The 15,343-nt window shown below is 32.3% G+C and carries 15 protein-coding genes; 11 read left to right on the forward strand and 4 right to left on the reverse strand.

Annotation, left to right across the window (positions count from 1 at the left end; translation table 11 throughout):
- Positions 1-187: 187 nt before the first annotated feature.
- Positions 188-1,378, forward strand: a complete 1,191-nt coding sequence (locus tag Q0820_RS01340) for a hypothetical protein (protein ID WP_298484403.1) — start codon at positions 188-190, stop codon at positions 1,376-1,378.
- Between the two features lie 6 nt (positions 1,379-1,384).
- On the opposite strand, the gene Q0820_RS01345 is transcribed toward Q0820_RS01340, so the two are convergent.
- A complete protein-coding gene (locus tag Q0820_RS01345) occupies positions 1,385-2,287 on the reverse strand; it encodes a universal stress protein (protein WP_298484404.1) in 903 nt (300 codons plus the stop codon).
- A gap of 93 nt (positions 2,288-2,380) precedes the next feature.
- Entirely contained in the window at positions 2,381-3,070 is a 690-nt protein-coding gene (locus Q0820_RS01350; protein WP_298484405.1) for a Crp/Fnr family transcriptional regulator, read from the reverse strand.
- Positions 3,071-3,200: 130 nt separating this feature from the next.
- Here Q0820_RS01350 and Q0820_RS01355 point away from each other — a divergent pair, with 130 nt between their 5' ends.
- From Q0820_RS01355 to Q0820_RS01400, 10 genes are all read left to right on the forward strand, one after another.
- The gene (locus Q0820_RS01355) at positions 3,201-5,591 is read left to right on the forward strand and encodes a heavy metal translocating P-type ATPase metal-binding domain-containing protein (RefSeq protein ID WP_298484406.1); all 2,391 of its coding nucleotides are present in this window, start codon (positions 3,201-3,203) and stop codon (positions 5,589-5,591) included.
- Between the two features lie 93 nt (positions 5,592-5,684).
- Positions 5,685-5,873, forward strand: a complete 189-nt coding sequence (gene ccoS, locus Q0820_RS01360) for a cbb3-type cytochrome oxidase assembly protein CcoS (protein ID WP_298484407.1) — start codon at positions 5,685-5,687, stop codon at positions 5,871-5,873.
- 19 nt (positions 5,874-5,892) lie between these two features.
- Entirely contained in the window at positions 5,893-8,094 is a 2,202-nt protein-coding gene (gene ccoN, locus Q0820_RS01365; RefSeq protein WP_298484408.1) for a cytochrome-c oxidase, cbb3-type subunit I, read from the forward strand.
- A 3-nt stretch (positions 8,095-8,097) separates the two neighbouring features.
- Positions 8,098-8,289, forward strand: coding sequence for a CcoQ/FixQ family Cbb3-type cytochrome c oxidase assembly chaperone (locus tag Q0820_RS01370; RefSeq protein ID WP_298484409.1), 192 nt, complete (start codon positions 8,098-8,100; stop codon positions 8,287-8,289).
- Positions 8,290-8,294: 5 nt separating this feature from the next.
- Entirely contained in the window at positions 8,295-9,188 is an 894-nt protein-coding gene (locus Q0820_RS01375; RefSeq protein WP_298484410.1) for a cbb3-type cytochrome c oxidase N-terminal domain-containing protein, read from the forward strand.
- 42 nt (positions 9,189-9,230) lie between these two features.
- Positions 9,231-10,646, forward strand: coding sequence for a cytochrome c oxidase accessory protein CcoG (ccoG, locus tag Q0820_RS01380; protein WP_298484411.1), 1,416 nt, complete (start codon positions 9,231-9,233; stop codon positions 10,644-10,646).
- A 21-nt stretch (positions 10,647-10,667) separates the two neighbouring features.
- The gene (locus Q0820_RS01385; protein ID WP_298484412.1) at positions 10,668-11,114 is read left to right on the forward strand and encodes a FixH family protein; all 447 of its coding nucleotides are present in this window, start codon (positions 10,668-10,670) and stop codon (positions 11,112-11,114) included.
- A 4-nt stretch (positions 11,115-11,118) separates the two neighbouring features.
- A complete protein-coding gene (locus tag Q0820_RS01390; protein WP_298484413.1) occupies positions 11,119-11,823 on the forward strand; it encodes a sulfite exporter TauE/SafE family protein in 705 nt (234 codons plus the stop codon).
- Positions 11,824-11,850: 27 nt separating this feature from the next.
- On the forward strand, positions 11,851-12,243 hold the full coding sequence (locus tag Q0820_RS01395; RefSeq protein WP_298484414.1) for a group III truncated hemoglobin: 393 nt from the start codon (positions 11,851-11,853) through the stop codon (positions 12,241-12,243).
- Between the two features lie 106 nt (positions 12,244-12,349).
- The gene (locus Q0820_RS01400; RefSeq protein ID WP_298484415.1) at positions 12,350-14,122 is read left to right on the forward strand and encodes a hypothetical protein; all 1,773 of its coding nucleotides are present in this window, start codon (positions 12,350-12,352) and stop codon (positions 14,120-14,122) included.
- Positions 14,123-14,134: 12 nt separating this feature from the next.
- On the opposite strand, the gene Q0820_RS01405 is transcribed toward Q0820_RS01400, so the two are convergent.
- Positions 14,135-14,428, reverse strand: coding sequence for a cupin domain-containing protein (locus Q0820_RS01405; protein WP_298484416.1), 294 nt, complete (start codon positions 14,426-14,428; stop codon positions 14,135-14,137).
- 90 nt (positions 14,429-14,518) lie between these two features.
- Positions 14,519-15,340 carry a universal stress protein gene (locus Q0820_RS01410; protein ID WP_298484417.1) on the reverse strand — a complete coding sequence of 274 codons (822 nt, stop codon included), beginning with the start codon at positions 15,338-15,340 and terminating at the stop codon, positions 14,519-14,521.
- Between the last annotated feature and the right edge of the window lie 3 nt (positions 15,341-15,343).

Here is a 15,343-nt window from a genome sequence, read left to right on the forward strand (position 1 = left end):
CCATTAGAAAATCATTTTATCGATATTACTGTCTCTTTTATGTTTATATAACATTAGACTAAATACGAAAAATAGAGATTAAAAAACACCTCCTTACTCTAAGACGAAAAACCTTACATTTAAACGTGTATTTCTTTCCACTATTCCCTTGCTTCTTAAATTTGTATCAGTATTAAAATACTTTTTTATGCGTAAATATGCGTTACTTTTAATTTGCATTTCTTTTGCACTAACTTCTTGTACTAAAGAAGAACTAACATTTGAAGAATTCTCTAATGACAAGTTAACTCCAGAGCTAATACCAACAGAGGATCCTGTTACTATAAATTTATCTGCAGCTGCATCTAAAACAAATACATGGGTATCTAATATGCAACAAGAAAACGGGCTTTTAGAAAGTTCTGAAAATTCTGATTTTGTTTCTTTATACGACAACTCTTTAGCTGCTTTAGTATATATAAAACAAGGAGAAATTTTAAAGGCAGAAAAAATATTTGATTTTTTTGACAGCAAACTTCAAACAGAGTTATTACATGGTTCTGGTGGGTATTATCAATTTAGAAACAATAAAGGAGAACAAGGTAGTAGAACTTGGATGGGAGATAATGCTTGGTTACTAATTGCTCTTAATCACTACCATAAAGCTACACAGACCCAAAAATATGGTGCAATGGCAAATGGCCTTGAAGTTTGGTTGCGTTCTTTACAAATAGAGGATGGTAGTTTAATTGGTGGTTATAATGAAGATGGCTCAGAAATTCCTAAAGTAACCGAAGGTATCATAACTGCTTTTAATGCTGTTCCTGGGTATGACAACTTTCATACTAGTATTCTTTCTTTTTTAAAAACAAACCGTTGGGATAGCACAGAGAAATTATTAACTGCTTGGCCAGAAAACCCGGATTACAAATATGCTTTAGACTTACATGGCCTAAGTATTGGTATTTTTCCTGATTTCCCTGCAGAAGCATTAACAAAATTAGACCGTTACAAAAACACTCAAGTTAATACTACAAATGGGAAGCATATTACTGGGTACGCTTTTGATGAAGATAAGGATGTTATTTGGTTAGAAGGCACCGCACAAATATTGGTTGCCTTTCAGCAAAAAAATAAAAATAAAGAAGCTAGCGATATTATAATGAATTTAGAGAAAACATTTATAAAAAGCACCTCTTCTGAAAATGCGCAAGGTATACCGTATACCACAAATCACGGCACAACCTATGGCGCAGGTCTTCTTTGGGATCATGCAGACCTGACTCCAGCAATATCTTCCTCTGCTTGGTATCTTTTTGCGCAATTACATTTTAGTCCCTTTACATTAGGGCAGAAAAAAAACATTCCTGAAACGGATAAATTTTGGAAAGCTAACTAAGCCTAGCTATTTAACTAGAATATTTTGCTCTTTGTTATAAGCATTAGATGGTGGCACCATTCCTAGTTCTGGAATTACTAATAAAGGTATTTGTGTATGAAAAGCGATACGTTTAACAACAGGTTCTCTTGTCATTTTTTCCATATAACTATGTTGGTAATTAAGCATAGCTAATAAATGAATATCTAACTCTGAGCTAAAAATTTCTAATGTCTTAGAGATAGAATTTAACTCGGACACCGTATGCACATAATGCTCTACTTCTTCAAAATATTTACGAAGCATTCCTAAATTAAAATGCTGCAATTCTGTTAATGCCTTAATCTCATATTGCACATGTACAATACGGATTACAGATTTAAAAGTTTTTGCCAAAGTAATTAATGGTTGTAATTCTGATAAAGAGTAAAACCGATTAAAATCGGTTGCAAATGCCATTTCTAAAGGGCTACTATAATCAAAAAGTTCTGGTATTGCTAAAACAGGACAATTTTTAATAGATTTAATAATACGAACCGTATTACTCCCCATAAAAATTTCTTTTACACCAGAGCTACCTTTGGTTCCTGTTACTATTAAATCTATATTTTTTTCTTCTACAATTTCCTTTACTTCATCGACTAATAAGCTAAAAGAAGATATGGTTTTAAAAGAATGTTTAGGATTATTATAACTTTTCTTTACTTTTTTTACTATTGTTTGTAAGCCTTTTTTAGAAGCCAAAGAAACGCCATCTTCAATTGGCGTCCCATTGACAGCGGCTGCCATAAAGCGGCTATTTGCTATTGCTGGAGTATAGGTATTCACTAAGAAAAAAATACATTCTTCATCTTTAAAAAGTTCCAATGCATATTTAGTTGCATTCCAAGCGTTATCCGAAAAATCGGTGGGTATTACTATTTTTTTCATGCTACTCTTTTAACTGAGTTGTAAAGTTATCTTTAGTGCATTTTTAAAACTATGACAAATGTCAGTTTTGGTATTTATGAAAAAAAATTAATTTTAGAATCCGTTTACCAAATCTTGTAGTTCTTTTTCATTGGCAATAATAATACGTTTTCCGGAAGTTTTAATATACCCTTTTTTCTTAAATTCTGATATAATACGAATACAAGACTCTGTAGCAGTACCAACCACATTAGCTATATCTTCTCTAGATAAAGTAAGGCTTAAATATCCTTCCTCATCTACTCCGTAATTATTTTTTAAATATAATAAAGCTTCTGCTACACGCTGTTTTACAGTCTTCTGAGACATGTTTACAATAACATCGTCTGCCTCTTTTAAATCATGTGCCATATGCCGTAAAACCTCTAAAGTAAAATCAGGGTTTTTATGCATACTATCTACAATAATCTCTTTAGGTACAAAACATACTTCAACATCATTTACCGCTACAGCACTTAAATTAGTAGGTTCTTCTACAATTACTGCACGTTGCCCCATTACTTCTCCTGTAGTTGCTAGTTTTACAATTTGGTCTTTACCGTTTGCACTTAGTTTAGAAAGTTTAGAAACACCATCTCTAACACAATATACTCCATTTAACTTCTCTCCCTCTTCAAAAAGTGCTTCTCCTTTTTTAAATTTCTTAGAAATTTTAGCATCAGAAACTTGTTTTAACTCTTCCTTATTCATTGCTCTTAAGGAATTAAATTTTCGGACTATACAATTTTCACATCTTGTTTCCATAAGTACTGCTTTTTTTACCTGACACTACAAAATTACACCTAACAAGGTAAACAAAACCTGACAAATATCATGTTTTCTTTTTGCCCTTATAACAACCTTTGTATCAGGTATTAGCAAATGTTTAAATGAAATGGAAAAATGTTACCATTGTGGCGACGATTGTACAAGCACTATAGTAGATTTTGATGAAAAAAAATTCTGCTGTAATGGGTGTAAAACTGTCTATGAAATATTCTCTAGCAATAATTTATCTTATTATTATGATATAGAAACTTATGCAGGAGCTACGCCTAATATTATAGAAGGCAAATATGATTTTCTAGACGCGACTGAAATTACAGAGAAACTATTAGAATTTAAGGATAGTAACATACAAATAATAAACCTATACATTCCGCATATACATTGTAGTTCTTGTATTTGGGTATTAGAAAACCTGAATAAATTAAACCAACACATTAGCAATTCTCAGGTAGATTTTCCTAAAAAAACAGTCCGTATCACCTATAACCCGGAGTCTATTACTTTAAAAGAAGTAGTTTTATTATTATCGCATATTGGGTATGAACCTACCATTTCTTTAGAAGATTATAATAACCCTAAAAAAAGTACGAACAATACACTTCTTTATAAACTAGGAATTGCAGGTTTTGCTTTTGGCAATGTTATGTTTTTATCTTTCCCCGAATATTTTGATTTAGCTTCTAGTGCTCATAACGGCGGCGAGTTTTGGCTAAATAAATACCAAGATATTTTTAGGTGGATTATGTTTGCCTTTTCGCTACCAGTAGTTTTTTATGCTGCGCAAGATTATTTTATATCGGCCTATAAAGGATTACGTTCTAAACTTTTAAATATTGATGTTCCTATTGCACTTGGAATTCTAGTTTTGTTTTTAAGGAGTACAACAGAGATTATTCTACAATGGGGACCCGGTTTTTTTGATAGCCTTACTGGGCTAGTTTTCTTTCTACTCTTAGGAAAATTTTTTCAACAAAAAACCTATTCCTTTTTATCTTTTGAAAGAGATTATAAATCTTATTTTCCTATTGCTGTAACACGTATTCTACCCAACAAAAAAGAAGAAACCACTCAAATTTATGACATAAAAAAAGGAGATAAAATTCTTATTAGAAATGAAGAATTAATTCCTGTAGATGGCATTTTACTTAGTGCATATTCTCAAATAGATTATAGTTTTGTTACAGGAGAATCAGAACCTGTAACAAAAGTCTCAGGAGATAAAATTTTTGCTGGTGGCAAACAACTACATAGTGCCATAGAAATGGAAGCTTTAAAAACAGTTTCTCAAAGTTATCTTACACAACTATGGAGTAATTCTATTTTTGAAACCAACAAAATAAGCAGGTTCCAATCTATTACAGATAGTATTGGAAAACGTTTTACAATTGGAGTCTTAAGTATTGCTTTTTTATCTACCTTATTTTGGTTGTTGTATAATCCAAGTATGGCGTTAAATGTTTTTACAGCTGTACTTATAATTGCCTGCCCATGTGCTATTGCATTAGCTTCTCCTTTTACTTTAGGAAATATGCTACGCATTTTTGGTAAAAATAAATTCTATCTTAAAGATACCTATACTATAGAACAATTAGCTAAAATAGACACTGCTATTTTTGATAAAACAGGTACTATTACCACAGCCAAAAAAAGCACTGCTACTTATGAAGGTTATTCCCTCACCCAGGAAGAAAAAGCTTTATTAAAAAATACACTCCGCTCTTCTAACCACCCTTTAAGTAGGTCATTATATGGCATGCTAAAAGAACAAAATATTGTAACACTAGACGAATATGAAGAACATTTAGGAAAAGGAATAATAGGTACTAAAGAAAATGCTACGATTAAAATTGGCTCCGCAAGTTTTGTAAAAAATACTAGCACTAAAGATGCTAAAAACACATCGGTACACATAAGTAGTAATGATAAATACAAAGGCCGATTTATTTTTAAAAATGAATATCGAAAAGGGGTTTCTAATTTGTTTTCTAGAATGTCTAAAACCTTAAAATTAGCCATACTTTCTGGAGATAATTCTGGAGAAAAATCTAGACTAGAAAAATTACTTCCAAAACTTACTCCGCTATATTTTAATCAAAAACCAGAAGATAAATTAGCGTTCATAAAATCTCTTCAAGACCAAGGAAAAACGGTAATGATGGTTGGCGATGGTTTAAATGACGCTGGAGCTTTAGCACAGAGTAATGTTGGTATTGCAATTTCAGAAAATGTAAATGTATTTTCTCCTGCATGCGATGGTATTTTAGATGCTACAAAATTTCAGGAATTATACACTTATATCTTAGCCTCTAAAAAAGCGATAAAAATTATTAAATGGAGTTTTCTGCTCTCTTTATTGTACAATGTTATTGGATTATACTTTGCCATTACGGGGCAACTAGAGCCAGTAATAGCAGCTATATTAATGCCATTAAGTTCTATAAGCGTAGTTGCTTTTACTACAGTTGCCACTAATTTTTTAGGCAAAAAATTATATTAAAAAAGGAGCATCTAAAAATAAATTCAAAACCTGACAAAAGTCATATAATAGGTAGTATAGCAGGTGTAATTTTACCGTATAATTCAGGTAGGTATGAGTGTTATATATGTGTTATTAACCATTAGTATTATTGTTGCTATTCTTTTTTTTGCAGCATTTATTCTATCCGTTAAAAATGGACAGTATGAGGATTCCTATACCCCATCTGTACGTATGCTTTTTGAAGATGAGCTAGTAGTAAAAACTACACCAAAAAAAGATTCTAAAAATAAATCCAACTAAATAAAAAGAGGAATTAATTATGGAAGTACAACAGTTTTATTACGATAACAAAATCGTAAAAAATTTCCTTTACGCCACTATGTTTTGGGGTATTATAGGAATGTCGGTAGGACTTTTATTAGCCTTTATGTTTTTGTTCCCAAATGTAACAGATGGCATAGCATGGTTAAGTTTTGGTCGTTTGCGTCCTTTACATACAAACGCAGTTATTTTTGCCTTTGTGGGTAACGCTATTTTTGCAGGAATTTACTACTCTACCCAACGTTTACTTAAAGCTAGAATGTTTAGCGATTTTCTAAGTAAATTTAACTTCTGGGGATGGCAACTTATTATTGTTGCAGCAGCAATTACATTACCATTAGGGTATACAACATCAAAAGAATATGCAGAACTGGAGTGGCCTATAGATATTGCTATAGCTTTAGTTTGGGTAGCTTTTGGGGTAAACCTAATTGGTACCATGATAAAAAGAAGACAACGTCATTTATATGTTGCCATTTGGTTTTATGCGGGCACATTTGTAACCGTAGCTGTACTTCATATATTTAATAGCTTAGAACTTCCTGTAAGTGCTTTAAAAAGTTACTCGGTTTATGCAGGAGTACAAGATGCCTTAGTACAATGGTGGTATGGTCATAATGCCGTAGCATTTTTCTTAACTACGCCATTCTTAGGGCTTATGTATTATTTTGTTCCAAAAGCAGCAAACAGACCCGTTTATTCGTATAAACTTTCTATTGTTCACTTTTGGTCTTTAATTTTTATTTATATCTGGGCAGGACCGCACCACTTATTATATTCTTCCTTACCAGATTGGGCTCAAAATTTAGGAGTTGCATTTTCTATTATGCTTATTGCTCCTTCTTGGGGTGGTATGATAAATGGCTTATTAACCCTAAGAGGTGCCTGGGATAAAGTAAGAACAGACCCAACCTTAAAATTTATGGTCGTAGCTATTACCGGTTATGGTATGGCAACATTTGAAGGCCCTATGCTTTCTTTAAAAAATGTAAATGCCATTGCCCATTTTAGCGATTGGATTATCGCTCACGTACATGTAGGTGCATTAGCATGGAATGGCTTTATGACTTTTGGGATGATTTACTGGTTAGCGCCAAAAATGTTTAAAACAAAATTATATTCTAATGGACTAGCTAACTTCCATTTTTGGATAGGAACTTTAGGAATCATCCTTTATGCTCTGCCAATGTATGTTGCTGGTTTCCTACAGGCACTAATGTGGAAAGAATTTAACCCAGACGGAACTTTAGTTTACGGTAACTTCTTAGAAACTATAACCGAGATTATTCCTATGTATTGGATGCGTGCTATTGGCGGAAGCATGTATATCATTGGAGCATTAGTAATGGTATACAACATTGTACTAACTATAAAATCTGGTGTAAAAGTAGAAGACGAATTAGCAGAGGCTGCTCCGCTTACTAGAGTTTCTAAAAAGAGAACTGCTGGCGAAACTTTTCATACTTGGTTAGAACGAAAACCAATACAATTAACCATTTTGGCAACCGTTGCTATCTTAATTGGTGGTATTATTCAAATTATACCTACTATAATGGTAAAATCTAACATACCAACAATTACCAGTGTAAAACCTTATACACCACTAGAATTAGAAGGTAGAGATTTATATATAAGAGAAGGTTGCGTTGGTTGCCATTCGCAAATGGTTAGACCATTTAGAAGTGAAGTAGAACGCTATGGCGAATATGCAAAAGCAGGAGAGTTTGTATATGACCATCCATTCTTATGGGGTAGTAAACGTACGGGGCCAGATTTATTACGTGTAGGTGGTAAATACTCAGACAACTGGCATTTAAACCATATGTACGATCCGCAAAGTACCTCCTCTGGTTCTATTATGCCAGCTTACCAATGGTTGGTAAGAGACAAACATGACCGTAGCGACGTGCAAGCAAAAATGAAAGCTATGGTAAGTTTAGGAGTACCATATTCCGAAGAAGATATTGCTAATGCAAATGCTATAATGGCAAAACAAGCAGAAAAGATTGAAAAAAACCTTTATGCAGATCCAGATTTTGCTAAAAACTATGAAGAAGATAAAAAATATGCTGCTGAAAACGGAGAAGATTTTGTAGAAATGCGAGATAGAGAAATAGTTTCCCTTATTGCTTATCTACAACGTTTAGGAACCGATATTAAAGTTAAAGAAACAGGAGAACTAATCTCAGAAAATAAATAAGCTATGTTCAAATTTGTAAAAGGATATATGGAAACTATAGATGGTGTTGCAACATACCCAATGCTATCCTTACTAATCTTCTTCTTATTTTTTGTTGTTCTTTTTTTATGGGTAATAACCGCATCAAAAGAACATATAGAAGAAGTAAGTAATATTCCATTAGAAAACGATAACCATAACCAATCTAAAGAATAAATACTATGAAAAATATAGCACCTTGGTGGATAAGAGTTCCTGTAATTTTCTTCCTTGTTTTTGGAATAATGGAATATTACATAGATTCTGTAGATAAACCTGCATTTATAGAGTACCCTGTTAGCTTAGTTTTTTTACTATTAGTATTACTTCTTTTAATTGCAATAGAAATAATAATAAAAGCAATAGAAAATGTACTCTACCAAACCCTTTCTGAAGAGGCAAAAAAAAGATATATAGAATCCAAAAACCAACAACAAGAATGGGCTTATGGTTCTAAAATATACAAGAAACTTACTGGCAACAAACCAATAGAAAAAGAAGGAGAAATTGTTCTAGACCATAATTATGATGGCATTAGAGAGTTAGACAACACTTTACCGCCTTGGTGGGTTTATATGTTCTACGGCACTATAATCTTTGCTGTAGTTTACTTACTTCGCTTTCATGTTTTTAATGATTATGATCAAGATTTAGAATATGAGCAAGAAGTTGCCGCAGCACAAATAGCAATAGAGGAATATAAAAAAACAGCTAAAGATTTAGTAGATGCTAGCACGGTAGAGCTATTAACAGAGGCTTCTGATATTAAGGCCGGTCAAGCCATTTTTACCGCAAACTGTGTTGCTTGCCACATGGCCGATGGTGGTGGGGGTATTGGACCTAACTTAACCGATAAAAACTGGATTCTTGGCGGCGGTATTAAAAATGTATTTAATACCATTTCTGAAGGTGGACGAGACGGCAAAGGAATGGTTGCATGGAAACAAAACTTAAAACCTGCAGAAATTGCACAAGTAGCAAGTTACGTTTTAGTAGAAATTAATGGTAAAGAACCTGCTAATCCTAAAGCTCCCGAAGGGGACGTTTGGGAGGCCCCAGACACAACGCAAGAATAACTACCAAACAATTCTAATTCTTAACATAAAGAAAGGTTTGTAATGGCGAAAAACGAAAATTTTAGAGACACAATTGGCACCATCAATGAAGAGGGTAAACGTGCTTGGATTTTTCCTAAAAAACCAAGTGGTAAATTCTATGATTATCGCAAATGGGTAAGCTATGGTCTTCTATTATTTTTAGTTGCTTCTCCTTTTATTAAAATAAACGGAAATCAGTTTTTACTATTTAATGTCTTAGAAAGACGTTTTAATATATTCGGATTTCCTTTTTGGCCTCAGGATTTTCATTTGTTTGTAATCTCAATGATTATTGGTGTAATTTTTATTGCACTTTTTACTGTTGCTTTTGGTCGTATTTTTTGTGGATGGATGTGCCCACAAACTATTTTTTTAGAAATGGTTTTTAGAAGAATAGAGTTTTGGATTGATGGTGACCGGGGTGCACAAATAAAACTAGAAAGACAGCCTTGGAATGCAGAAAAAATAAGAAAACGAGTTCTAAAATGGTTTATATTTTTCATCATTTCCTTTCTTATTGCTAACGTTTTTCTTGCCTATTTAATTGGTAGTGACCGCCTAATACAATATGTAACAGACAACCCTTTAAACCACATAAGCACCCTTGTTTCTTTGTTAATATTTACAGGAGTTTTCTACTTTATTTTTGCGTGGTTTAGAGAGCAAGTTTGCATTATTGCATGCCCATACGGCAGAATGCAAGGCGTACTTTTAGACAATAAATCTATTGTAGTTGCATATGACCATAAAAGAGGAGAAGGCGAAAACGGCAGAAAAAAGTTTAGGAAAAACGAAGACCGTTCTGCACTTGGTAATGGCGATTGTATAGACTGTTTTCAATGTGTAAATGTTTGCCCAACGGGTATAGATATTAGAAACGGAACACAACTAGAATGTGTAAACTGTACTGCTTGTATAGATGAGTGCGATACTATTATGGAAAAAGTAAATCTTCCAAAAGGATTAATACGCTATGCAAGTGAAGATAATATAGAGAAAAAAGCAAAATTTAAGTTTACACCAAGGTTAAAAGGATACTCTGCTGTACTTTTTATTTTAATTGGAATTCTTGCCGGGATGCTTTTTTTAAGAAATGAAGTAGAAGCAAATATTTTACGATTACCTGGCCAATTATACGAACATAAAGAAGGAAATATTATTAGTAATGTGTACACCTACAAACTAGTAAACAAAACTTCTAAAAATATTGATGATATAAGCTTTAAACTCTTATCTCATAAAGGTACTATAGAGCTAGTTCGCCATGACAATTTTACGGTGCCTGCACAAGAATTAGCAGAAGGAACTTTATTTATAGAAATAAATAATGCAGCCTTGAATGGCGATAAAGACAAACTAAAAATAGGAATATTTAGTAAAGATAAACTCATTGAAACTACAACGGCTCGTTTTTTAGGACCTAGAAGTTATAAATAGCAAATAATAAAAAGAAAAAGTATGAAAATTAATTGGGGAACCGGAATTGTTATCGCATTTATAGGCTTTATAGGCTTTATTCTCTTTTTTGTTTTTAAAATGAGTACCGATCATAAAGCTAATCATGATTTAGTAATTGAAGAATATTATAAAGCAGAACTAGGCTATCAAAACGAAATAGATGCTACCATTAATGGAAAAAGTATAAAAATAGAATTTGTAAAAACATCCGAAGGTTTATCTATTAAATTTCCAAAAAATATTGAAGAAGAAAATATTACAGGTAACATATCCTTTTACAGACCATCTAATAAGCACTTGGATTTTGACTTACCATTACGTCTGTCCAATTCACATTTGCTCATACCTGACAAACGCTTGTTAGATGGTCGCTGGGATATTAAAATATTCTGGAATTATAACGAAAAAGACTACTTACATAAAAAAAGCATTACTTATATAAAGTAAAAAAATGATACTATCTGCCTTATTATTGGGACTTATGGGAAGTTTGCACTGCGTAGGCATGTGTGGTCCCATTGCATTTATGCTCCCGGTAGATAGAGAAAGTAATCTTAAAAAATTTACACAAATTTTTATTTACCACTTTGGAAGGTTATTAGCCTATAGCATTATGGGGCTTTTATTTGGACTTTTAGGCAAGAGCTTACAAGTATTTGGTTTACAACAAAAACTCTCCATTATTATTGGTGTAGTAATGATATTGGTAATTCTTATTCCCTATAAAACGTTTCATAAATACAATTTTTCTACCCCCATTTACAAAGTAATAAGCAAGGTTAAATCGCAACTAGGAAAAGAATTACAAAAGAAGACTCCAGATACTTTTTTAACCATAGGTTTTTTAAATGGTTTTCTCCCTTGCGGATTGGTATATATGGCATTATTTGGCGCAATTGCTATGGCTAGCATTTGGGAGGGCTCTTTATACATGGTACTTTTTGGTATAGGCACTATTCCTTTAATGACTACTACTATTTATTTTAGTAATTTATTAAAAGGCGTTACTAAGCAAAAGGTGCAAAAATTAATTCCAACTTTTGTAATTATAATAGGAGTTCTATTTATTTTAAGAGGACTAGGTTTGGGCATACCGTATATTTCTCCAAAACCAGTTACCGAAATTGTTTCTGCAAAAATGGAATGCCATAATTAACTATCTTCCCATTTTAATAGATAGAATATGTCCAAAAAGAAAGATATTCAAGATAGAAACGATGTAAAATTGCTTGTACATACTTTTTATGATAAAATAAGAGTACATGAGATTTTGGGGCCAATTTTTAACACCATAATTACAGATTGGGATACGCATTTAAATCTATTAACCGATTTTTGGGAAACCCAACTCTTTCTAAAACGTAAATACCATGGAAATCCTGTTACAGCGCACCAAGAGGTAGATGCTAAAACTAATAGTACTATTACTTCTGAACATTTTGGTTTGTGGTTAAATACCTGGTACGCTACTATAGATGCTTTGTTTGATGGAGAAACCGCCTGGATTGCAAAAAATAGAGCGCAAAAAATGTCTACCATGTTGTTCATGAAAATGTTTGAGAGTAGAAAAAATTAAGGTAATTAAACTCGTCAAAGAACTGACATATATCATATTCTAAGAGCCAGAATAGTAGAAAATTTGCAGTTGGTTATTTTCATAAAACTGCAAAACAAAAATATTCATGGCAAATACACATTCTTTTCATATTCCTGTAATGGGAATTGGGTTTACTATAGATTCTCCTTTAAAGGTTTCTCACTTAGGAATAGATTCTGTTATCTCTTTAGTAGATGATATTTTATTAGAAAAACTACGCAAAATGTATTGCGAGATTTCTAACTTACCCTATGCAGAAATTACAGATAAAACAGAAGATTTTAGGGCTTTAAGAATAACATCATACTTAAATCTTATTCAAAATTTAGCCGAAGAAAAGTTCCAAGCACTAAAGGTGGCGACCCAAGAATCTAGCTCCGAAATAAAAAAATACTTTTCTATTTTACCAGACACTTCCTACTTAAAAAAAGAATTTAATAAACGAACTAAAACCAATTTCAATCTAGAGGAAATTAAAAATTGGTTAAAAGAAAATCTTACTATGGGTAGTATTGATGTTAATATTATGACCAAAGTAGATAAAGACAATTATATAAAAAACAAACAACTCCCAACAGAATATAACGATGCACATGCCGCACTTAGAGGGTATGCTAATAGTAACGTTAATTCTTCTCTTATTTTATCGGCAGGGATGAATCCTAGATTGTATAGTTATATAGAACAATTTGATGATTTTTTTCCTGACAAAAACGGATACATTAAAAAGAAAATTGTTCTTAAAGTAAGTGACTATAGGTCTGCCTTAATACAAGGTAAATTTTTATCTAAAAAGGGGCTCTGGGTGTCGGAATACCGTATAGAATCTGGTTTAAACTGTGGCGGACATGCATTTGCTACAGATGGGTATTTAATGGGGCCTATATTAGAGCAATTTAAAAAAGAGAAAGAAGATTTAGCTGCAAATATTTATGCTATTTTAATTCCTGCTTTAGAAAGAAAAAACAAAGCTATACCACAAAACATACTTCCTATTAAGCTAACTGCACAAGGTGGTGTTGGCACTGCGGAAGAGCATAATTTTATTTTAAACCACTACCAAGTAGATTCGGTTGGTTGGGGTTCTCCTTTTTTATTAGTTCCAGAAGCTACAACAGTAGATAAAGCTACGGTAGACAAACTTACTACTGCTAAAGAAAATGATTTATACTTAAGTAATATTTCGCCTTTAGGAATTCCTTTTCACAGCCTAAAAGGCAACACAAAAGATGTAGAAAAAGCTACCAACATACGTAAAGGAAGACCAGGAAGTTCTTGCCCTAAAAAGTTTGTTTCTCTAAACAAAGACTTTAAAGAATCTGGTTTGTGTACGGCATCTAGACAATACCAACATTTAAAAATAAAAGCCTTAGAAAAAGAGGAATTATCTAAAGAAGCCTACGAAAAAAAATACGCAAGAATTATAGAAAAATCTTGTACATGTGTTGGTTTAGGAACCTCTGCTTTACTAACATATGGTTTAAGTACAAAGACCGAAGGAGATGGGGTATCTATATGCCCTGGCCCTAACATGGCCTATTTTTCTAAAACCATGAACCTTAATGAAATTACCGACCATATTTATGGGCGTAAAAATGTAATTAGCAGAAAGGACCGCCCTCATATGTTTATTAAAGAACTAGGTATTTACCTTTCCTTTTTTAAAGAAAAAATTAAGGAGACTAACACCCTAAGTACTCCTAAGCAAATTAAATATTTAATTACATTTAGAAATAACTTATTAGAAGGTATAAACTATTATAAATCTCTCTTTAGTGAAGATATTAATTTTCTAAAAGAGCTAACTAAACAGGAGACTAAATTCAATGAGTTATCCATTATATTAGAAGACCTCTAAAATACCTGTGAGTTATCTTATTATTAAAAATTTTGAGTTATCATTAGCCTCCACCCAATGTTCTATATCCTTTGGGAAACTAAAACTTTGCTCTTTCTTTAGACTATAAATTTCATTATTTATATGAAAGGAAATATCTCCTTCTAAAACTACTAATTGAGCATCTGTAGGAGAGCTGTGTTTTGGAAAAACGGCCAATTTTTCCATACTTATGCTAAGAATCTCTAAAGTATCGGTTTTTGCTAGTTTACTTATTTGTAAACCGTTAAACTTTGCTTCTCTTATACTATTATTTATTTTGTACATAATCCTATTATTTTAAATTTTACATAAAAAAGGGGAAGGCCAACTACAACCTCCCCCTTCACATCAACTAAATGTATATAAAATTAGTCCTTACATTTTAAAAGTTACTACAGGCATATCTGCATGGTTTACAATATCTTCTCCTATACTGCCCATAAAAAAATGAGACAGACCTTTACGACCATGTGTAGGAATCCCTATAATATCTGCACTACTAGCTTCACTATAATTTAAAATCCCTTCTTCTACACTATAATCGTTATATATAGTAACCTCAGCTCCTATATTTCCTTCTTGCAAAAAAAGATTAATTTTCTCATAAGCATCTGAAGTACTTAAAAAATTATCTCCAGGGACATTTATATATACCAAGTCTAATTTTGCACGTAACATAGCTGCAAAATCTTTTGCCTTTTTAAATGCAGGTAGTTTATCTAATTCAAAATCTGAAGCAAAAACAAAACGATCTATCTTAAAGTTTACGTGCTCTTTTTTAATTACCAAAACAGGAATTTCAGCATTTCTAACCACTTTTTCTGCATTAGAACCTATGAATATTTCTTTTAACCCATCAGTACCATGAGAGCCCATAATAATCATATCTGCATTGTGCTTTTTGGCTACCTCATTAACTTCAGAAAAAACTTTAAAATGCTTAATTATTGGCGTTATTGTACTATCTGCTACATAGTCTTTATTTAAAAAATCTTTGAAACGTTTTTCCGCAAGTTTTAAAAAGAACACCGTTTGTTCTGGATGCATTCCTGCCTCCGATGAAATTAAAGCAGAGTTAAGTTCTAACATATGCAATGCTAAAATTTCTGAATCGTGCTTTTTTGCGATAGAAACAGCCACTTTTAGTGCATTTTCTGACTGTTCTGAAAAATCTATAAGAACTATTATTTTTTTCATAGT

The sequence above is a fragment of the uncultured Maribacter sp. genome (assembly GCF_947495965.1).
Classification (GTDB): Bacteria; Bacteroidota; Bacteroidia; order Flavobacteriales; family Flavobacteriaceae; genus Maribacter_B.